The 19,728-nt window shown below is 63.3% G+C and carries 17 protein-coding genes; 6 read left to right on the top strand and 11 right to left on the bottom strand.

Features of this window, described 5'->3' with window-relative positions:
- Positions 1-527 precede the first annotated feature (527 nt).
- The 3 genes from QM685_RS35100 (at position 528) to QM685_RS35090 (ending at position 3,570) form a co-directional block, all read left to right on the top strand.
- A complete protein-coding gene (locus QM685_RS35100) occupies positions 528-1,487 on the top strand; it encodes an MBL fold metallo-hydrolase (RefSeq protein ID WP_415123848.1) in 960 nt (319 codons plus the stop codon).
- Between the two features lie 70 nt (positions 1,488-1,557).
- Positions 1,558-3,348 (top strand): FAD-dependent oxidoreductase, encoded by a 1,791-nt coding sequence (locus tag QM685_RS35095; RefSeq protein ID WP_415123847.1) that lies wholly within the window; start codon positions 1,558-1,560, stop codon positions 3,346-3,348.
- Positions 3,349-3,369: 21 nt separating this feature from the next.
- Positions 3,370-3,570, top strand: coding sequence for a DUF2783 domain-containing protein (locus tag QM685_RS35090; RefSeq protein WP_415123846.1), 201 nt, complete (start codon positions 3,370-3,372; stop codon positions 3,568-3,570).
- A 16-nt stretch (positions 3,571-3,586) separates the two neighbouring features.
- Here QM685_RS35090 and QM685_RS35085 read toward each other — a convergent pair whose 3' ends face one another.
- Together QM685_RS35085 and QM685_RS35080 are read right to left on the bottom strand one after the other, a co-directional pair.
- Positions 3,587-4,504, bottom strand: a complete 918-nt coding sequence (locus tag QM685_RS35085) for a hypothetical protein (protein WP_415123845.1) — start codon at positions 4,502-4,504, stop codon at positions 3,587-3,589.
- A 12-nt stretch (positions 4,505-4,516) separates the two neighbouring features.
- Positions 4,517-4,996 (bottom strand): hypothetical protein, encoded by a 480-nt coding sequence (locus QM685_RS35080; RefSeq protein ID WP_415123844.1) that lies wholly within the window; start codon positions 4,994-4,996, stop codon positions 4,517-4,519.
- A 345-nt stretch (positions 4,997-5,341) separates the two neighbouring features.
- Between QM685_RS35080 and QM685_RS35075 the strand changes: the two genes are divergently transcribed.
- Positions 5,342-6,571 carry a YbfB/YjiJ family MFS transporter gene (locus QM685_RS35075; protein WP_415123843.1) on the top strand — a complete coding sequence of 410 codons (1,230 nt, stop codon included), beginning with the start codon at positions 5,342-5,344 and terminating at the stop codon, positions 6,569-6,571.
- A gap of 100 nt (positions 6,572-6,671) precedes the next feature.
- On the opposite strand, the gene QM685_RS35070 is transcribed toward QM685_RS35075, so the two are convergent.
- The 6 genes from QM685_RS35070 to QM685_RS35045 all read right to left on the bottom strand — a co-directional run bounded on the left by QM685_RS35070 (position 6,672) and on the right by QM685_RS35045 (position 12,101).
- Positions 6,672-7,313: a trimeric intracellular cation channel family protein gene (locus tag QM685_RS35070; RefSeq protein ID WP_415123842.1), complete on the bottom strand. Its 642-nt coding sequence runs from the start codon at positions 7,311-7,313 to the stop codon at positions 6,672-6,674.
- A complete protein-coding gene (locus tag QM685_RS35065; protein ID WP_415123841.1) occupies positions 7,310-7,774 on the bottom strand; it encodes a MarR family winged helix-turn-helix transcriptional regulator in 465 nt (154 codons plus the stop codon). Before QM685_RS35065 ends, QM685_RS35070 begins: the two co-directional genes overlap by 4 nt.
- Positions 7,775-7,992: 218 nt before the next feature.
- Positions 7,993-9,237 (bottom strand): amidohydrolase family protein, encoded by a 1,245-nt coding sequence (locus tag QM685_RS35060; protein ID WP_415123840.1) that lies wholly within the window; start codon positions 9,235-9,237, stop codon positions 7,993-7,995.
- 55 nt (positions 9,238-9,292) lie between these two features.
- Positions 9,293-10,660, bottom strand: coding sequence for an MFS transporter (locus QM685_RS35055; protein WP_415123839.1), 1,368 nt, complete (start codon positions 10,658-10,660; stop codon positions 9,293-9,295).
- A gap of 329 nt (positions 10,661-10,989) precedes the next feature.
- Positions 10,990-11,517, bottom strand: a complete 528-nt coding sequence (locus tag QM685_RS35050; RefSeq protein WP_415123838.1) for a GNAT family N-acetyltransferase — start codon at positions 11,515-11,517, stop codon at positions 10,990-10,992.
- A complete protein-coding gene (locus QM685_RS35045) occupies positions 11,514-12,101 on the bottom strand; it encodes a helix-turn-helix domain-containing protein (RefSeq protein WP_415123837.1) in 588 nt (195 codons plus the stop codon). The genes QM685_RS35050 and QM685_RS35045 overlap by 4 nt, the downstream gene beginning before the upstream one ends.
- Before the next feature lie 788 nt (positions 12,102-12,889).
- Between QM685_RS35045 and QM685_RS35040 the strand changes: the two genes are divergently transcribed.
- Positions 12,890-15,106, top strand: coding sequence for a beta-glucosidase family protein (locus QM685_RS35040; RefSeq protein WP_415123836.1), 2,217 nt, complete (start codon positions 12,890-12,892; stop codon positions 15,104-15,106).
- Between the two features lie 136 nt (positions 15,107-15,242).
- Here the strand turns inward: QM685_RS35040 and QM685_RS35035 are convergent, their stop codons facing one another.
- Entirely contained in the window at positions 15,243-16,709 is a 1,467-nt protein-coding gene (locus QM685_RS35035) for an amidohydrolase family protein (RefSeq protein WP_415123835.1), read from the bottom strand.
- Positions 16,710-17,353: 644 nt separating this feature from the next.
- Between QM685_RS35035 and QM685_RS35030 the strand changes: the two genes are divergently transcribed.
- Entirely contained in the window at positions 17,354-18,220 is an 867-nt protein-coding gene (locus tag QM685_RS35030; protein WP_415123834.1) for a MipA/OmpV family protein, read from the top strand.
- Positions 18,221-18,384: 164 nt separating this feature from the next.
- On the opposite strand, the gene QM685_RS35025 is transcribed toward QM685_RS35030, so the two are convergent.
- Positions 18,385-18,915, bottom strand: a complete 531-nt coding sequence (locus tag QM685_RS35025) for a thioredoxin family protein (RefSeq protein WP_415123833.1) — start codon at positions 18,913-18,915, stop codon at positions 18,385-18,387.
- Position 18,916: 1 nt separating this feature from the next.
- Positions 18,917-19,633: a cytochrome c biogenesis CcdA family protein gene (locus QM685_RS35020; protein ID WP_415123832.1), complete on the bottom strand. Its 717-nt coding sequence runs from the start codon at positions 19,631-19,633 to the stop codon at positions 18,917-18,919.
- Between the last annotated feature and the right edge of the window lie 95 nt (positions 19,634-19,728).

Genomic DNA, 19,728 nt, shown 5'->3' with positions numbered 1-19,728 from the left:
ACGCCGGTTCCTCAAACCCCGTTTACACGGGATCCAAATTCAACAGCCTGCTAGGCGCGCCAGTTGTGCGCCATCCTGTGCCAACGCGCGGGGACCGATCGAGTCGATCATTCTCCGGCCGGATTGCTCAGTTGGCGTGCCAGTGGGAAATCGCGAGCGATATTCGCCACGCGAGTAAAGCGTGCCACGTTCACCAGGTCCTATTACGAGATCAAACGGCATGTAGTCTCCGCTTTGAGTGACTTTGTCTAAAACAAGTAAGCAATTGCGGAAAACTACACGGAAATCTGACAGCTAAACGTCAGAAACGGTAAAGATCATGCATCGCTCAAAAATTTGCGTATAGCGATAGTTTTCGCTATTGACAAATAAAGCGAGGCGGCCATACCATGCATCTACCCCGACACACCGGCGCAATGACCGAACACAAAGCGGGGCGAGACAACCCTTCAATACCGCTGGCGCTTCGGTCCTTCGACCCGCGCCAGGCCGTCTCGCCTCTCGTCCAACCTCTGACGGAGACAAGCATGGCAAAGGCATTTGCATCGCAGGCCGACCTCGAAGCGAAGAAAGTCACGTGGACCCAGTTGTCCGAGAACGCGTACGCGTACACCGCCGAGGGCGATCCGAACTCGGGCGTGATCATCGGCGACGACGGCGTGCTGATCGTCGACACCACCGCGACGCCGGCCATGGCGCAGGACCTGATCGCGAAGATTCGCAGCGTCACCGACAAGCCGATCAAATACGTCGTGCTGTCGCACTACCACGCGGTGCGCGTGCTCGGCGCATCCGCGTATTTCGCCGAGGGCGCGCAGCAGATCATCGCGAGCCGGGGCACGTACGAGATGATCGTCGAGCGTGGCGAAGCGGACATGAAGTCCGAGATCGAGCGCTTTCCGCGGCTCTTTGCCGGCGTCGAAACGGTGCCGGGCCTCACGTGGCCGACGCTCGTGTTCGAGCGGGAAATCACGCTGTTTCTCGGCAAGCTCGAAGTGCGCATCGCGCATCTCGGCGCCGGGCACACGAAGGGCGACACGATCGTGTGGCTGCCGTCGCAGAAGGTGCTGTTCTCCGGCGACCTCGTCGAATACGAAGCGGCCTGCTATTGCGGAGACGCGCAGCTCGAACAGTGGCCCGCCACGCTCGAAGCGCTGCGCGCGCTGAAGGCCGAGAAACTCGTACCGGGACGCGGCCCCGCGCTGACCTCGCCGGCCGACGTCGACAAGGGCCTCGACTACACGAAGGATTTCGTCACCACGCTGTTGCAGACGGGCCGTGAAGCGGTCGCGCAAAAGCTCGATCTGAAGGCCGCGATGGCGCATACGCGCACGGCGATGGACCCGAAGTTCGGCCACGTGTTCATCTACGAGCACTGCCTGCCGTTCGACGTGTCGCGCGCATTCGATGAAGCGAGCGGCATCACGCATCCGCGCATCTGGACCGCGCAACGCGACAAGGAGATGTGGGCCGCGCTGCAGGCGTGAAACAACCGCAACGGCAGGCAAGACGGATGGAGACGCCGCGACGCAGAGCGCGGCGGGACGGAGACACGAAATGAGCATCGACTACCAGGCGCTGTCGTTCGAATACCGGCCGTGCCGCGAACAACAGGCGCGGCCTGAAACGCAGCAGACGCAGCGGAGCCAGCAGACAGAAGAGCCGCCCTATCCGGTGATCGTGGTCGGCGCGGGGCCGGTGGGCCTCGCCACCGCGATCGATCTCGCGCAGCAGGGCGTGCCGGTCGTGCTGGTCGACGACGATTGTTCGCTATCCACGGGGTCGCGCGCGATCTGCTTCTCGAAGCGCTCGCTCGATATCTTCGACCGCCTCGGTTGCGCGCAGCGCATGGTGGACAAGGGCATCAGCTGGAATGTCGGCAAGGTGTTCCTGAAAAACGACCTCGTTTATACGTTCAATCTGCAGCCGGAAGCGGGGCATCACCGGCCCGCGTTCATCAACCTGCAGCAGTACTACGTCGAAGGCTTTCTGCTCGAACGCGCGCAGGAACTGTCGAATCTCGAGATCCGCTGGAAAAGCAAGGTCATCGGCGTGCAGCAGAACGGCACGCCGGGCGCGTGTGACGCGAGCGTCACGCTGAGCGTCGAAACGCCGGCGGGCACCTATGCGTTGCGCGGCCGTTACGTGGTCGCCGCGGACGGCTCGCGCAGCCCGATGCGCAAGATGATGGGGCTCGACAGTAAGGGCGTGACGTTCCGCGATCGCTTCCTGATCGCCGACGTCAAAATGGAAGCGGATTTTCCGACCGAGCGCTGGTTCTGGTTCGATCCGCCGTTTCATCCGAATCAGTCGGTGTTGCTGCATCGTCAGCCGGACAACGTGTGGCGCATCGATTTCCAGCTCGGCTGGGACGCCGACCCGGTGCTCGAAAAAACACCCGAGCGCGTAATGCCGCGCGTGCGCGCGTTGCTCGGCGCACACGCGAAGTTCGAACTCGAATGGGTCAGCGTCTACACGTTTTCGTGCACGCGGATGGAGCGCTTCCGGCACGGCAACGTGCTGTTCGCGGGCGACGCCGCGCACGGCGTGTCGCCGTTCGGCGCGCGCGGCGCGAATAGCGGCGTGCAGGACGCGGAAAACCTCGCGTGGAAACTGGCGATGGTGCTCGACGGCAGCGCGCCCGACGCGTTGCTCGACACGTATGCGAACGAACGCGAATTCGCCGCCGACGAGAACATCCGCAACTCCACGCGCTCGACCGATTTCATTACGCCGAAGAGCGCGGTAAGCCGCGTGTTTCGCGACGCCGTGCTGAAGCTGTCGCGGCATTATCCGTTTGCGCGTCAGTTGACCAATAGCGGGCGGTTGTCGGTGCCGGCGGTGTTGCGCGATTCGCCGCTCAATACGGCGGATAGCGAGCGTTTCGACGGCGCGATGGTGCCGGGCGCGGCCTGCGTCGATGCGCCGGTGCAAATGGAAGGCCATCCGGCCTGGCTGTTGCGGCAGCTCGGCGAGCAGTTCACCGGCGTGCTGTTCTGCGACGGGCACGGCATCGATCAGGCCGCCCGCACCGCGCTCAATGCGTTGCGCGCGGGGCCGGTTCCGCTGAAGCTCGTCGTCGTGCTGGACAGCGATGCGCCGGCCGATGCATTCATGAATATGCGCGTCGTGCGCGATACCGAAGGTCTCGCGAGTGCTCGCTATGACGCGAAGCCCGGCACGTTCTATCTGATCCGGCCGGACCAGCACGTATGCGCGCGGTGGCGGCAACTCGACGCCCAGGCGGTCGAGCATGCGGTGAAGCGTGTGTTGTGTATCGAAGACGGCGCCGCGAACGTGAAGCCGAACGCAAACGCGAGCGCGCATGCCGTGCCGATAGCGCACTGACGAACGGGGCAGGAGACACACATGACACTGAACACGCAACCGAATCTCGCGCACCCCGACGATTTCTACGAGGCGCTGATCGACATGCATCGCGGTCTCGACGATGCGCAGAGCCAGTCGGCCAATGCGCAACTGATTCTGCTGCTCGCGAACCATGTCGGCGATCACGCGACGTTGCTCGAAGCGATGCGCCGCGCGCGCGATGGAGCGCTCGAGGGTTAGCAGGCGCTAGCGGGTGCTAGCGTTCCGGATATGCCGCAGGACTCGCGGCTTGCTTCGTCCTCTTCGGCCAGCCGATCATCCACACGTTCGTCACCGGCTGCGCGAGCGCGACTGCCGCGCGAACCTGGCCGTCCATCGGCAGATCGAGCATGTGCCATTCGCCATGCTCGGCGAGATCGAGCGCGAAGCTCGCGGCCTCTCCTGACAGCAGAAGCTGATCGATAACGACAGGCGCGTCGCGCAACGCGCTGCGCAGGCTGTCATGGCGAGCGCGGCGGCGCGATTCGTCGGACGGCTCGTCGAGCGCGAAGCCCGGCGCGGGTACGACGACGCCCAAACCGAGCGGCGTCGCGGCGATGCCGATCACGATCCAGATGCCGCCGTACGCGATGTCGATCGCAATGCCGTGTCCATCGCGAGGATCTCGCACACGCAGCCGGTCGCCGCCGTTGTCGTGCAGATCGACGTCGCGTGGCTCGCAGCCGAGCAGATGGCCGACGATCCAGCGCACCACGACCCGCGCGCTGATGAAGCGCTTGCGCAACGCGGCGTTCGGATGCAGCCGCGCGCGCTCGCGCTCCGATCTCGACAGCCACGTATCGCCTTCCTGCACGGGCACCGGCAACCATTCGCGACGAAAGCGCCACAATTGCAGCTCTCTCGCACGCGGCAGGGCGGCGTGACGCGGGAAGTGGCGGCTCAGCGGATACGGGGTGAACGCGGGTTCGTCAGTGACGATGGCGGTATGGGCGGTGGTGCGTGCTGGCGGTGTCGTGTGCGCGGTGCTTTCCAGGCCGCTTTCCATGTCGCTCGCGAGGCGGCTCATCCGGCCGCGTGCATCGAGTGCATCCGCCGCCGCGTTCGAGTCGCGCGAGTCATCGCGCGACCGTGCGGACGGCAACGCCGCAATCTCGGGATCCGGGTCCAATGACATAGGCATGCATCCTCAGTGCATATACGTGACGCGGCGCGCCTGTACGTCGAGTTCGATGCCGGCCTCGAGCAGGTCGATCGCGAACCAGCGGATCAGCTTCAGCACGCCGCTCACCGCGGGCGCCGGCAGCCATTCGTTCAGCATGCGCAACGCGGCGCCGCTATGGGTCTTCTGCAACAGCGCGATCGTTTGCAGGATTACCGCTTCGTCCTTGCCGAGATCGGTCGCGCAGCGGCAACGCATGTCGAGCGGCCGATAGGACACGCGCATCAGCGAGCGCATCAGCAGATCGAAGTGCTCGATGCCGTCCTGGCGCAAGCCGGCGTCGCTCAGGATGTCGCGCCAATGCAGATTGCCGCGCGCGGTTTCGCAGGCCGGCCGCAGCCATGTGCGCACCGCGCTGAGCACGGTGTGGTCGGGCGCGCCGGCGATGTCGACCGGATGATCGTCGATCAGCTCGGGGCGGCTGCCGTGTTGAGAGCGGAAGTTCATCGATGCTCCTGATGGGACACAGTCCGGAAAGTCGCGCCGGCCGGGTTCAACGGGGCCGCGTCGCAGGCCCGCGCATCACGCGGGCGGCGAGTCGGCAATGACGCAGCGCGTGCGCCGGGGTTCGGATTGTGTTTCGGTTGGACTGCCATGCGCTGAATCATGGAGCAAATTTCCTGTTAATGCAAATCATTCTCATTTAAAAGGCATAAGCGTTTCAGCTAAAGCAACTAACCGTCAGCGCCGCCCGGCGTGCCCGGCTATGATGACGATCTGCCGGATCGACCCGCTCATCGAACCACCCAACCAGAACCGGCTTGCAGCGTTTTTGCCGACGTCCGTCCATCCATGTCCTCATTCGAGACCGCATCGAATCCCCCGTCCGCCGACTCGGCGCGGCGCCTGCCGACGCTGCGGCTCGCCGCCGCGCTGTCGCTCGGCAGCGCGATAGCGCTCGGTTTTGCACGCTTCGCGTACGCGCTGCTCTTGCCGTCGATGAAGCTCGACCTCGGCTGGAGCTTCGCGCAGGCCGGCGCGATGAACACCGCCAATGCGCTCGGCTACCTGCTCGGCGCGCTGGTGTTTCCGCGGCTCGCGCGTCGCTGGACGGCGGGTGCGCTGTTCGCGGGCGGCTGCGCGTTCACCGCGTTGCTGATGGCGGGCAGCGGCCTCAGCGCCGACACGCATGCGCTGCTGATGTTGCGCGTGATCACCGGGGCGAGCAGCGCGGCGATCTTTATCAGCGGCGGCGTGCTGGCCGCGCGGCTTGCATCGGCGCGTCCGCACGACGCGGGGCTCATCCTCGGCCTCTATTACGGCGGCACCGGCTGGGGGATCGTCGCGTCGTCGGTGCTGGTGCCGTTGACGATCGTGAGCGCGGTCCACGGCTGGCAATTCGCGTGGTTCGCGCTCGCGGCCGCTTGCGCGCTGTTCGCGGCGGTTGCGATTGGCGCGGCGCGCAGGGTCGAGAACGCGCATGCGAGCGCGGCATCGGCCGCGCGCGCAACGGACGCCGCCGATGCGCCACGCTGGCCGCGCTTTTCGGCCGCGCTCGCGGGCTACGGTCTGTTCGGCGTCGGCTATATCGGTTACATGACGTTCATCGTCGCGCTGCTGCGCAACACGGGCATGAGCGCGGCGGTCGTGACGGGCTTCTATCTGCTGCTCGGCGCGGCGACCGTGGTGTCGGCGCGGATCTGGTCGACGCTGCTCGACCGCATGCGCGGCGGCCAGGCGCTCGCGGTGCTCAACGCGTTGCTCGCCGTCGCGACGCTGCTGCCCGCGTTATTCACGCAGCCGTGGGTTGCGTTCGTATCGGGGACGCTGTTCGGCGCGACGTTCCTCTCGGCGGTCGCGTCGACGACCGCGTTCGTGCGCCACAACCTGCCCGCGGCGCATTGGGCGAAGGGCATCAGCGCATTCACGATCGTGTTCGCGTTCGGACAGATCGTCGGGCCGGTGGTGATCGGCTGGGTGTCGGATGGCGCGGGGCTCGCGCGCGGTCTCGTGTATTCGGCGTTGCTGCTTGCGGCCGGCGCGGTGCTCGCGGGGTGTCAGAAGGCGTTGCGCGGCGCGTGAGCGGATGAAAAACGCGATGCGGCAACGGTCGACCTGGAGTTCGTGCTGCCGCTTGCGCTGATATTCGGCACGCCGCTTTCGAAGTGAAGGAGGGCGCGTGTTACGAGCTGTCGCGCGCGTCGGCGCGCCTTCCCAGGAAGATCGGCAAACGCCAGCCGTAGCGCATCGACGCGAGCCGCACCATCACGCACGCGAGCGTCGCGAACCACGGCGTCCACCAGTCGGTCCAGCCCGCGTACGAAAAGCCGACCTGCACCGCCGCGCCGAACAACGCGGCCGATGCGTAGATCTCGCGCTCGAGGATCGCGGGCACGCGCGACAGCAGCACGTCGCGCATCACGCCGCCGCCCACCGCACTGACGATGCCGAGCAGGATCGCGAGTTCGGCGTTGTGGCCGTAGACGAGCGCCTTTTGCGCGCCCGACACCGCGAACAGGCCGAGCCCGATCGCGTCGAAAAACAGCACTGGTTGACGCAGACGGCGTACCTGCGGGTACGCAACGATAGTGACCGCCGATGCGGCCAGCGAAATCGCGAGATAGTGCCAGTTCGACAACCCCACGGGTGGAATCGCGCCGATGCAGACGTCGCGCAGGATGCCGCCGCCGCACGCAACCGTGAACGCGACCGCGGCAATGCCGAACAGGTCGAGCCGTCGTTGCCGCGCGGCCACCGCGCCGCTGATCGCGAACGTGAACGTGCCGATCAGATCGAAAAAGGTATAGACAGCGTGTGAATTCACAATGAGGTGTCGTGTTGGCCGGGCGGAACGCCGGCTTCGCTCGCCAGCAGGCTGTTCGAAAGCTTGCCGAGCAGATGCTCGAGTGTTTTGCGTTCGCTCGCGCTGAGCGCTTTGGCCAGTTCGACTTCGAGCAGCGAACCCAATGCCTCCGATGCCTGCGCGACCTCGAGACCGTGTGCGGTCGCGCGCAATGCGACGCTGCGGCGGTCCGACGAATGCGCGTGACGACTGAGCAGGCCGCGCGTTTCGAGCTCGGCGAGTACTTTGGAGAGCAGCGTTTTTTCGATCAGCGCGCGTTGCGAGACCGCCTTCGGGGTGATGTCGGGCTCCGCGCAGACGAGGCGCAATACGCGCAGCGCGCGCACGTCGAGATTCCAGCGTTCGCGATAGACCACGTTCGCGCGGTTGATCAGCAACGCGCTGGTCAGATCGAGTCTGAAAGTCAGGAAGTCCGAATACAAGAATTGCTCCGCTGTTGCCTGCGTGCCCAGTGCGGGCAAGCAGGCATTATAGGCATGTAGTTGCAATTTTCAACTACATGGCGGAGCCCGGCATGCGGGGTTCGGAATTAGTCGTCAGAGCGTGTCAGGCACTTCGGGTCGGACCTGGCATCCTCGGGGACTTGCGCGACTTGTGCGACTTGCCGGAAGCGAAGCGCAGCAATAGCCGGCGCGCCGGTTTAATGCAATTCGTTGAACTCGATGCGTCCGCCCTTCATCACCAGCGGAATGTGTTCGCCCTGGCCTGTCAGGCAACTCAAGTCGCGCAACGGATCGCCGTCGACCACCAGCACGTCGGCATAGGCGCCCGCCGCGAGGCGTCCCAGCTTACCGGTCATGCCTAGAATTTCGGCGCCGATGGTGGTGGCGCTGCCGATGATCTCGGCGGGGCTCAGCACCTGCGCGCGGATCGTGAACTCGTCGCTTTGCATCCGATGGCCCGGCCCGAGCAGATCGGTGCCGAAGCCCATCTTGACCCCGGCGCGCCTGAAAATCTCCAGCGACTTCAAGCCGGCTTCGCGCACGATGTCGATCTTGGCCGCGCTCTCCGCCGACAAGCCGAAGCGCACGCCCTCGATATGCAAGGCCTCGTACGCCACCAGCGTGGGTACCACGTAGGCGCCGCACTCGGCCATCAGCGCGGCGGTCGGCTCGTCGATCAGATTACCGTGCTCGATGGTGCGCACGCCGCAGCGCACCGCGCGCCGCATCGATTCGGCCGTATACGCATGCGCCATCACGTAGGTGCCGCGCGCCTCGGCTTCGGCGACGACCGCGCGGATCTCGTCCTCCGAGTAGCCGAGCGCGCCGACCGGATCGGTCGGCGACGCGACGCCGCCGGAGGCCATGATCTTGATCTGGTCGGCGCCCATCTGCAGTTCTTCGCGCACCGCGCGGCGCAGCGCGTCGACGCCGTCGACGACCCGGCTCAACGCGCCGACGCGCACGCAGCAGTTGCAAGGGGCGTCGCCGGGCATGAAGTCCGTGCGCGCGCGTCCGTCGCCGTGGCCGCCGGTCTGGCTCAGCGCGCGGCCGGCAACGAACAGGCGCGGCCCTTGCGCGAGGCCCATTTCCACCGATTGCTTGAGCGCGAAGCCCGCGCCGCCCGCATCGCGCACGGTCGTGAAGCCGCGCCGCAGGATACCGCGCATGATCGGCAGCGCCTTGAGGGTGACGAATACGTTGGGCATGCTCACCTGGCTCGGCAAATCGAACTGCGTCGCGACCATGTGCGCGTGCAGGTCGATCAGGCCCGGCATGATGGTCTTGCCTTTGAGATCGATGACCTGTGCGCCGGGCGCCTCGATCGACTGCTGCGATACTTCCTTGATCGTGTCGCCTTCGACCAGCAGATCGTGGCCCGGCTGCAATGCATGATGCAGCGGATCGAGCAAAGCGCCGTTCTTGAACAGGATGCGGTCCATGTGTTCTTCCTCGAGTTGCAGGGTGCGGGCGCGCGCCGCGCCGGCTATGAGCAATTCAGCGTTTCAGGCGCAGCGCGGCAATTTCTTCCAGCGACCGGCCTCGGGTGGGCACGCCCATGATCAGAACGGCGAGCGCGCCGATGATCAGCATCAGCGTCGTGCCGCCGAACACTCCGCCGAAGCCCAGGCGCGGGTAGAGATAGCCGACCAGGATCGGTGCCGCAATCGCGCCGAGGCGTCCGATGGCCGAGGAGACGCCCATGCCGGTCGCGCGCACCTCGGTGGGGAACACTTCGGGCGTATAGGCATAGACGCCGGCATACGTTCCGTTCATGAAGAACGACAGTAAAAAGCCCGACGTCAGAATTTCGGCGTCGCTGTGCGTGAACGCGAGCCCCAGCGCGGAGAATCCGCCCAGCGCCATGTACGTCACGATGGTCGCGCGCCGGCCGATCTTTTCATTGAGCCACGCGCCCGAGAAATAGCCGGGAATCTGCGCGAGGTACATGACCAGCGAATACGAAAAACTGCGCGTGATCGTCATGCCGCTTTGCACCAGCAAGCCGGGAATCCACGTAAAGAACGCGTAGTAACTGAACGTGATCGACAGCCACATCAACCAGGCCATCGCGGTGGTGCCCGCCAGTTGGCGCGACCAGAGCGCCTTGAGTTTGGCGAGTGCCGTGCCGCTCGCGACGGGAGCCGGGGCGGCCGTCTCGTGCGCCTCTTCCGGCAGGAGCGGCAAGCCGGCGGCGCGCACCACCGCTTCCATCCGGTCGACGATCACCGCGGCTTCGGCGCTTCTGCCGCGGCTGTCGAGCCAGCGCGGCGATTCGGGCAACGCGCGCCGCCACCACAGCAGCATGACGATCGGCAGCGCGGTGATCACCGAGACGACACGCCACGCGTCGGGTGAGAGCGGTATGACCAGATAACCGAGGGTCGCGGCGGCGACGAAGCCGAACGAGAAGAATGCCGCCAGACTGCCGGTGAATGCGCCGCGATACTTGCGCGCGCAGAACTCCGAGAGAAATGGCGCAACGATCGCGCTTTCGGCGCCGGTGCCGACTCCGGCGATGATGCGCATCGCCATGAAGAAAGGCCAATCCTGCGCGGTGGCGCTGATGAGCGATGCGATGCAATAGATGATCAGTGCCCACACCATGACTTTGCGCCGGCCGATCACATCGCCGAGGATGCCGGCGAGCGCGGCGCCGAAGAAGTAGCCAATGAAGGTGCCGCTGCCGAGCACGCCGGTCTGCACGCTGCTCAGATGCCACTGGTCGCGCAGCACGGGTAGCATGAAGGCCAGCACGGCGGCATCCATCGCATCGAAGACGTAGCCGAGCCCTCCGAGCCACAGCAGTTTCCGATGAAAGCTCGAGTACGGCAGGCGCTCTATACGCGCGGGAATCGTCGACATGGCTTGTTTCCAGAAAGGGGCGCCGTGGCGCCGGGCATCATCGAACGAGTATAGGGAGCCGAAATAAACGGGGCTTGGATGTAAACCGCATCGAACATGCGGATTCCGGCATCATGACGCAGTGCGCGGCGATACGCGAAAGCGCTTCGGCGAGGTCTTTGCAGACTGGCGTGAAGGCCAATACCGGCGCGGCAGGCAGCCGATTCCGGGAGCGTCGGAAAGGCTGGTTTTCGGAGGCGGGACGCCAGGGTTATCGTGGAGAAGCGTCGCATACCGCCGCCGAAACGTGGATTGAGCGGATTGCAGCGAGGCGACGATAGACGGTCGAATTAAAGCTGCTTGCAGTAGAACGTCGTGCCGCAGAACTTGCCGTCCGGCATCAGTGCGTAATCCGGCACATTGCCCACCCGCTGCCAGCCGGCACGCTGATAGAGCCGTTCGGCGTCGCCGCCCGTTACCGTGTCGAGCACGAGAACCGACTTGTTTTCTTCCCGCGCAATGCGATCGATCGCGGTCATCAGATCGTGCCCGACGCCACGCCGTCGCGCTTTTCTGTGCACGAGCATCTTGGCGACGTCGGCACGATGCGGCTGGTTTTCAGGCTGCGCGGTAATCAGTTGCACGGTGCCGACGATATCTCCGTTGCCGTCTTCGGCGATCAGCAGCACACGCTCGCCGCGCGCCACGCCATCGGCGACGCCGCGCCAGAACGTCCGCGCTTTTTCCCGCGAGATCGGCAGCATGAAGCTGACGGATGCGCCGCCTTCCACGCAGTCGATCAGCACATCGGCGAGCGCGTCCACGCAGGCCGATGCCTCGTTGGCGCCGACGCGTCGTATGGTGACGTTATCGATCATCCGTTTCTCCGTTCATTGAATGGCGAGCTAGTGAGCGCCACCAGATAGCGCGCGCGTTTGCGTGTGGGATTCCTGAAGACGATCGGGCTATCGAGCCGCATCGCGAGACAGTCGCCCGTTTTGAGCCGCCAGCTCGTGTCGCCGACGGTGATTTCCATCGCGCCTTCGAGCATCCATATCTGCTGATGAATGTCCGCGTCGCGCGCGCCGGTTTCGTAGCTGACGCGCTGGCCCGCCGGGAAGTCGACTTCCACCAACTGGATTGCCGAGCGCGCGGTCGGCGATAGATGACGCCGCACATAACCGGAACTCGGATCGGTCCACACGGCCTGGTCGGCGGCGCGGCTGACAGGCGACGGTTCGACCATCGGCGCGCCGTCCTGCTCGAACAACGATGCGAGCGGCACGTTCAACGCGGTGGCGAGCTTGTCGAGCACGGTGGCGGTCGGGCTGCTTTGCCCCCGCTCGATCAGCGAGATATTGGAGCGGCTGACCTTGCTGCGCTCGGCGAGCGCATCGAGCGACCAGTTCTGCGCGTCGCGCAGCTCCCGGATGCGGCGCGCGATCAGGGCGTTGACGTCCATGGGTTCCAGTTTAAAGGATACGGTATCCAGTAAACTAGATTAGGCGTTTTTTGCTGTCAATAGCAACCATCTGACGAGGGTTCATGCGCTTGCGCAATCGCCGCAATGCAGCGCATTGTCATTTCCGGATTGCGATTTCGACGATTACTGACACGTTCGTTATGTCATTGATCCGAGCCTGATTGCGGGATTCGAGGTCCATACAAAGACACGGATTCCGTTTTGTCGAAAAATTCGGCCGTCAACATTACGGCTATTTCCTGCTCGCGGAAGGTGCCAATAACATTGCGCTCGCATTGCCTTCTTTCCAGCTTCTTCGGCCTGTCCGCACTGAGCGAGCATGCGAGGCGCCTGTTGCCTGTTGGATGGAATGACGGCGATTGCAAATCTCGAAGCAGCGCGCTTAAAAAAAGCGAATAGAGTGAATTGGCCGTATATTTTTCCGCATTCATGCAAGCGAATAAGAAATTGGATAGAAATTGCCGATTCACATTGAATTTGCATTCAATCGAGGCCTGTCGGTGTTTATTACTTTTCTGTAAGAAAATTCTTACTGCCCATTACGCATAAAAGCACGCGTATTAGTAAAACTACTGATGCTGTAGTCAGACTACATTCTTACATTACTCACCACGGAGCGTCGCTACAGCCCATCCCGCTGCGACGATTCTCCGGCCGGCAGGCAAACGTTTGCAGTCACCGCTGCATTTGCCCGCTTTCGCGTCCGCCGTCCACCCATCGACGCGCTTCACTGGCCCCCAGAAAAGCACAATTTCGGAGAGACACTTATGCAGAAGAAACTATGGCCGGCCGTCGCGTTAGCGGCGGCCGTGAGCACTGCTGCGCACGCGGAAATCCCCACCTTGCCGCTCGACTTTGCTCCGCTGTCGAACGTGCTGAACGCGTTCGCGTCGGCGGCCGCGCATCGGCGCGCGGAAACGCTCGTCAACAAGATGACGCTCGACGAGAAATTGCAGTTCATTCACTCTGAGTACGCGATGTCCGCGGTGCCGGGCGGTGGCGCGGGCTACATTCAGGGTGTGCCGCGTCTCGGCATTCCCGATCTGAACATGGTGGATTCCGCGACGGGCTCGGGCAGCACCACGCAGCCGAGCACGACCTTTCCGGCGACGATCGCCGTGGCGGCAAGCTGGGACCGCAATCTCGCGTCCAACTTCGGCAAGCAGATCGCGATACAACTGCGCGAGCAGGGCTTCGGCATGGGGCTCGGCGGCGGCACGAACCTCGCGCGTGAACCGCGCGGCGGGCGGCTGTTCGAATACCTCGGCGAGGATCCGGTGCTCGCCGGCGAAATGCTCGCGGAGCGCACCGACGGCACGCAAAGCCAGAAGGTCATCGCGACGATCAAGCACTACATGGGCAACGAGCAGGAACATGGCCGCAGCGGCGGCAACAGCCAGATCGACGAGCGCACGATGCGCGAGCTCTATCTGCTGCCGTTCGAAATCGCCGCGCGGCGCGCGCAGCCCGGCAGCGTGATGTGCAGCTACAACCGCGTCAACGGCACGTATGCCTGCGAGAACTCGCATATCCTCAACGACGTGCTGAAGAACGACTGGCACTTCGAAGGTCAGGTGCAATCGGACTGGGGCGCGACGCATAGTACGGCGCCCGCGATCAATGCCGGTCTCGACGAGGAAGAGGACGTCGGCACGACCGTCTATCTGACGCCGGATGCGGTCAAGCAGGCAATCTCGAACGGCTCGGTTTCGACCGCGCGTCTGAACGACATGGTCGAGCGCAAGCTATACGTGATGATCCGCACGGGCGTGATGGACGATCCGCCGAAGGGTGGCGCGACGATCGACTATGCCGCCGCGAATGCGTTCACGCAGTCGGTCGCCGAGCAATCGATGGTGCTCCTGAAGAACGCGAACAACCAGTTGCCGCTCGCCGCTGGTTCGTTGTCGCGCATCGCGGTGATCGGCGGCCACGCCGACGCGGCCGTGCTGACGGGCGGCGGCTCGGGCAATACGCGCGATCCGGTCACCGGTGCGTTCTCGGGTTGCGGCGGCCTCCAGTTCGGCACGACGAGCGGCTGTAGCTGGTGGACCAACCCGTGGCTCAAGCTGAACGTGCCGATTGTTTCGGCGGTCCAGGCGCTCGCGCCGAATGCCCAGGTGACCTTCGCCGGCAACAGCGATCAGCAGTCGCCGTTCCGTGCATACACGCAGCAGGAGATCACGCAGGCGGCGACGCTCGCGGCCAACTCCGACGTTGCGATCGTCGTCGTCGCGCAGCCGGCTGGCGAGGACATCGGCGATCTGCAGAGCCTGAGCCTCGCGAACCCGACCAACCAGGACGCGCTCGTCGAAGCGGTCGCGGCGGCCAATCCGCACACGATCGTCGTCGTGGAAAGCGGCAACCCGGTGCTGATGCCGTGGAAGGACAGCGTGTCGGCCATCGTCGAAGCGTGGTATCCGGGCGAAGCGGGCGGCAAGGCGATCGCGGACGTGCTGTTCGGCAAGGTCAATCCTTCCGGCAAGCTGCCCGTCACGTTCCCGATGCACGATCAGGACACGCCGACGTGGGGCACCAATGGCGCGTTCCAGAACGACCCGGTTTATTCCGAGCAACTGGACATGGGCTATCGCTGGTATGACGCGAAGAACATCACGCCGATGTTCGAGTTCGGCTACGGCCTGTCGTACACGCACTTCGCGTATTCGGGTCTGTCGGTCCAGCATCTGCCGGGCGGTTTGATCGACGTGTCGTTCAACGTGCGCAACGACGGCCGCATGGCGGGCGCGGAAGTGCCGCAGGTGTACCTCGGCGTGCCGTATCAGGGTGAACCGCCGAAGCGTCTGGTTGGCTGGGACAAGATCGGCCTGAATCCGGGCGAATCGCGTCGCGTGCATATGGTGGTGACGCCACGCATGCAGAGCGTGTGGGATACGACGAACAACCGCTGGCAATATGTGCCGGGCAGTTCGGTGTACGTCGGTGCGTCGTCGCGCGACATCCGTCTGCAAGGGCATAGCTGAACGGCATGACGATGCGGTGAATCCGGGCGCGAGAAATTGCGCGCCCCGGATTCATATGAAATGGCTTTGCTGACAGATTGACTCGCCGGGTGTATGCCGGAAGTTGTATCCGGTACTCACCCGGCGCAATCGCTTACTACGCGTTGAGCGTGTTCTTGTAGAACTTCCCGTCTTTCATCACGATGCGCAGGTTCTGCTCCGGGTTGGCGATCAGGTCGAGATTCTCGAGCGGATTGCCGTCGACGAGCAGCAGATCGGCGTACGCGCCTTCTTCGAGCACACCGAGTTTGCGCGGATACGGATTGCGATGACCGGACAGCGCAAGCAGTTCTCCGTTGGTTCCTGTCGCCATGCCCAGTGTTTGCGCCGCGCTGTACCAGCGCTTCAGGTGCGTGAGCATCGTCCCTTGGCGTGTGGCCAGCGTTTGCGAAAAGATCAGGTCCGTGCCGAACGCGACCTTGATGCCGTGTTTGCGCGCGAGCTTGTAAGCGTTATCGGTGCCGGCCGCGACCTCGAGAAATTTTTCGCGGCTCGGTCCGGAGAGCGGCGCGACGTCTTCTTCGCTGACGAACGGTTGCGTGCTCAGCCACGTGCCGTTTTTCGCCATCAGCGCGGCGGTTTTGTCGTCCATCAGATGACCGTGTTCGATGCACTGCACACCCGCCGCGAGGGAGCGCTGAACCGATTCGGGCGTGTAGGCATGCACGAGCACATAGGTGCCCCAGTCTCCCGCCGTCTCGACCGCGGCGCGCAACTGCTTTTCGGTGAACGTGAGCATGTCGAGCGGACTACGCGGCGTGGATACGCCGCCGCATCCGACGATCTTGATCTGTGTCGCCCCCTGAATGAACTGCTCGCGCACACGCACGCGAAGTTCGTCTTCCGTATCGGCGATTGCGAAACCACCGTCCCGTTCCCCTTGAGTGATCTGGCTGCTGGTGCGTGGTATTTCGCTTAGCGCGCGAAAATCGCCGTGACCGCCGGTGGTCGTGATCATCGCGCCGGACGGATAGATGCGCGGCCCGGAAATCATGCCGCTGTCGATCGCCTGCTTTAGTGCAAACGACGGGCCGCCCGCGTCGCGGATCGTGGTGAAGCCGCGCAGCAGCGTGCGCTCGGCTTCGGCGCTTGCCGCCAGATGCACTAATGCGATGTCGGATTGAAGAACGACCTGAATCGGCAGCGCCGCGAGCAGCGCATGCCAGTGCATGTCGATCATGCCCGGCATCATCACCTTGCCGCCGCAATCGACGATCGTTTTTCCGTCGGTCGAAGCGGGCTGCCCCTGGCCCAACTGACTGATGCTGTTTCCTTCCACGACCAGATGAAGCCCATCGCGCAACGTGGAGGATTTGCCGTCGAACAGCCGGAAATTCGTGAAGAGCACCGGTTTGGCGGGCGCCCCCGGCGGCAGGGTGCTTTGAGCATGGCTGAGTCCGGGCAGCACGAGACTCAGCATCGAGGCTGCCATGCCGGCGACGAAGCCGCGGCGCGACAGGTCGGCACTGATGCGGCGGTTGGCGTACTGCGCTTGCGCCTTGTCACAAAGACACGAAAACGCCGGACTGACTGTTTTGTTGCCGATGTACTTTCCTGAAGGCATAGCTCACCCATGAAGTAGATCACCGTGCATCGAAAGCCGCCGCGTGGCGATATCCAGCGGCGAAGCGTGTCAAACGAGAGAAAGAGTATCGCCTGTGTCCACCTATGGCAAATGACAGTGCGAGCAGGCAATTGTGAACTTGTCATTCGAAACTCTTTTCCTGGTGAAGCCGGGATATGAGAGTCGACCCGCTATATCGGATCGACACTGTTGCGTGATTGCCCCGTTATAGCGAGCAATTAAAAAAAATCTGCTTGCGACCGCGGAAATAAACCGGCTATGCTCATGTCACTCACGACGCCAGCGAATTTCCCGAAAGAAGGCAGAACACTCAACCGTGTCAGGGAAACAGGATGGTTCAGACGAACGTCACGGCAAAGCTGTTGCAGCGCGGAATAACGATACGTCCATCACTATTGCTATTGCATATCGCAAGGAGCTGGCCGCTCAATCCAATCGCGGCGCGAAAATTGCCACATTATTGTGAACGCAATTGTGAACTCACATGCGCGGTATTTCAGCTTTTCAATAACAACGATCTTTCCCTCGCCATTTAGTGGTATCGCGGTATTGGTATTGCGCAATAAACGTCACGACCGACGGTGCGTCGTTTGTCCTGCTTATATTTTTACGGAGAAACCAAGATGATTGAGGGATCAATGCCGCGCGTGATGAAGGTGTTGGCCGGCTCCGCACTGTCGATGTTTGCCGTTGCCGCGATGGCAGACGATACGCTTGGCCTGTCCGAAAGCCTGTATTCGGTCGGCGCGCCGGAAATCACGCAGACGCCTGCCGCCAATGCGAGCCCGTGGCGCTTCTCGATCGGCGCCGGCGTCGTGAACATGCCGAAATTTCCCGGCGCGAGCGGCACCAAATGGGAAGTGGTACCGTCGGTGAGCGCGAATTACGACCGTTTTTTTATCGGTGCCAATCCGGATGCCGCATCGCTGCTGTCGCTCGGCGCCTATCTGTATCGCGACAGTAACTGGCGTGTCGGTGCGGCCATCACTTACGATTTCATCCAGCCGCGCAGCGAATCCGACGATTCGCGGCTGCACGGACTCGGCGATGTCAAGCGGACCGCGCACGCCGAGCTGTTCGGTGTTTACACCTATCAGTTCATTTCGGCGCGCGCGAGCGTGTTGACCGATATCGCCGGCAATGACCGTGGCACGGTCGCGACATTCGATCTGCTCGGCCGCTACCAGCCGATTCCGCAGCTGACACTCAGCGCTGGGCCGGGATTGACGTGGGCGAGCAGCAAATACAACGAAACCTATTTCGGCGTGACATCCGAGCAAAGCGCGCGTTCCGGGCTGCCGACGTTTTCGGCCGGTTCCGGTTTGAACCAGTTGCGCTTTTCCTTGAACGGCGCGTATCGGATTGCGCCGCGCTGGAACGTCGGCGCGAGCGTTTCGTTCGCGTGGCTGCGCGGCGATGCAACCGACAGCCCGATCACCGAGAAGACGAGTCAGATCACGTACGGTCTCTTCTGTAATTACCTCTTCTAGAAGACAGAGGATCGCGGAAGATGCGGGAAATCTCCCGTTCCTGAAAAATTGAAGCCCACATGAACTGATTGCTCAGCCACATGTGGGCTTTTCCATTGCGTGTTTGCCATTGAGTGAGCGATGAAGCTCACTGCGTTCGGCACCGTCTGTCCGCCCGGCTGGCGTCAATTCTTCTGCGCGAGCAGCGCCTGAATCCTCGTCTCGGTTTGTGCATAGTCGCCTTCACCGAAGTGCGAGTAGACAATCCGCCCTTTCTTGTCGATCAGATAGAACGCCGGCCAGTACTGGTTGTTATACGCATTCCACGTTGCGTACTGGTTGTCCTGCGCAACCGGATAACTGATGCCGAACCGCCTGATTGCGGTCTTCACGTTGCCGGTGTCGCGCTCGAACGGATACTCGGGCGTGTGTACGCCGATCACCGTGAGCCCCTGATTCTTGTACTTCTGGTTCCAGCTCTTCACATACGGCAGCGTGTTCGCGCAATTGATGCAGCTATAGGTCCAGAAATCGACCAGCACCACCTTGCCGCGCAACTGCTGCAACTTGAGCGGTTCGCTATTGAGCCATTGCGTGATACCGGTGAATTCCGGCGCGGGCGGCCCGCTTTCCTGCGGCGCGGCGAGGGCGGCGGTACTCGTCGCCATCACGGCGAAAGCGGTGGAGAGCGCGAATGTCCTGAGTCGGGCGGTCATGTCAGAATCCTTTGAATGAAGGGAAAAGAGCGGCGAGTCGCGCGTACAGCAGCACGTCGTATTGCAGATAGATGGCGAGCGCGGTCAGCATCACCAGTACGCCGAATACCTGTTGCAGGCGTTGCGCATGGCGCGACACGATGCGTAGGTGGCGCGTCACGTAATGTCCGCCGTAGATGATCGCGAGCATCGGAATCGCCGCGCCGATCGCATACAGCGTGAGCAGCAGCGCCGACCAGCCGAGATCCTGTGCCTTGACCACGAGCACGAGAATCGACGCCAATACCGGGCCCGCGCACGGTGTCCACACCGCGCCCAGCGACATGCCGAGCACGAAGCCGCCGGCATTGCCGCTGCCGGGCTGCGTGCCCGGTGCAATGGCCGCGCCGATGCGTTCGAGCGGCGCCCGCAGTTGCGCGACGAGCCAATCGTAGGGACGCGGCCATATGCGCATCAGGCCGGACAGCGCGAGCAACGCGATGCCCGTATTGCGCAGTGCCTGCTGCGCGACGTGTACCGTGCTGGACACGGCGCCGAGCAGCAGCGCAAAGGACGCGAAAGTCAGAATGAAGCCGGCGACGATAAAGAGCGGCCGCGTGCGGCTCGGCTGTTCGACCGAAGTACCGAGCAGGATCGGCATGACCGGCAGGACGCAGGGCGACGCAATCGTGAGCAGCCCGGCGAGCAGGGCGAGCGGAGTTTCGAGCGTACTGTGCATGATGGGCGTTCCGTTGGCTGGTATGGCCGTATTGGAACGCCCGCGCGTATCTGGTTTATGTCCGCCCAGGCGTGTGTGCGCAATGTTTTGTGTCT

This window comes from Paraburkholderia sp. (assembly GCF_047605525.1).
In the GTDB taxonomy this organism is placed as follows: Bacteria; Pseudomonadota; Gammaproteobacteria; order Burkholderiales; family Burkholderiaceae; genus Paraburkholderia.
This window is presented reverse-complemented; position numbering and strand designations above follow the sequence as displayed.

Bases quoted from the DNA above. Each gene is read 5' to 3' on its own strand.
- QM685_RS35050 (WP_415123838.1), bottom strand. From the start codon at position 11,517: ATGATCGATAACGTCACCATACGACGCGTCGGCGCCAACGAGGCATCG.
- QM685_RS35045 (WP_415123837.1), bottom strand. From the start codon at position 12,101: ATGGACGTCAACGCCCTGATCGCGCGCCGCATCCGGGAGCTGCGCGAC.
- QM685_RS35035 (WP_415123835.1), bottom strand. From the start codon at position 16,709: ATGCCTTCAGGAAAGTACATCGGCAACAAAACAGTCAGTCCGGCGTTT.
- QM685_RS35060 (WP_415123840.1), bottom strand. From the start codon at position 9,237: ATGGACCGCATCCTGTTCAAGAACGGCGCTTTGCTCGATCCGCTGCAT.
- QM685_RS35075 (WP_415123843.1), top strand. From the start codon at position 5,342: ATGTCCTCATTCGAGACCGCATCGAATCCCCCGTCCGCCGACTCGGCG.
- QM685_RS35025 (WP_415123833.1), bottom strand. From the start codon at position 18,915: ATGACCGCCCGACTCAGGACATTCGCGCTCTCCACCGCTTTCGCCGTG.
- QM685_RS35055 (WP_415123839.1), bottom strand. From the start codon at position 10,660: ATGTCGACGATTCCCGCGCGTATAGAGCGCCTGCCGTACTCGAGCTTT.
- QM685_RS35095 (WP_415123847.1), top strand. From the start codon at position 1,558: ATGAGCATCGACTACCAGGCGCTGTCGTTCGAATACCGGCCGTGCCGC.
- QM685_RS35020 (WP_415123832.1), bottom strand. From the start codon at position 19,633: ATGCACAGTACGCTCGAAACTCCGCTCGCCCTGCTCGCCGGGCTGCTC.
- QM685_RS35090 (WP_415123846.1), top strand. From the start codon at position 3,370: ATGACACTGAACACGCAACCGAATCTCGCGCACCCCGACGATTTCTAC.
- QM685_RS35040 (WP_415123836.1), top strand. From the start codon at position 12,890: ATGCAGAAGAAACTATGGCCGGCCGTCGCGTTAGCGGCGGCCGTGAGC.
- QM685_RS35085 (WP_415123845.1), bottom strand. From the start codon at position 4,504: ATGTCATTGGACCCGGATCCCGAGATTGCGGCGTTGCCGTCCGCACGG.
- QM685_RS35100 (WP_415123848.1), top strand. From the start codon at position 528: ATGGCAAAGGCATTTGCATCGCAGGCCGACCTCGAAGCGAAGAAAGTC.
- QM685_RS35080 (WP_415123844.1), bottom strand. From the start codon at position 4,996: ATGAACTTCCGCTCTCAACACGGCAGCCGCCCCGAGCTGATCGACGAT.
- QM685_RS35030 (WP_415123834.1), top strand. From the start codon at position 17,354: ATGATTGAGGGATCAATGCCGCGCGTGATGAAGGTGTTGGCCGGCTCC.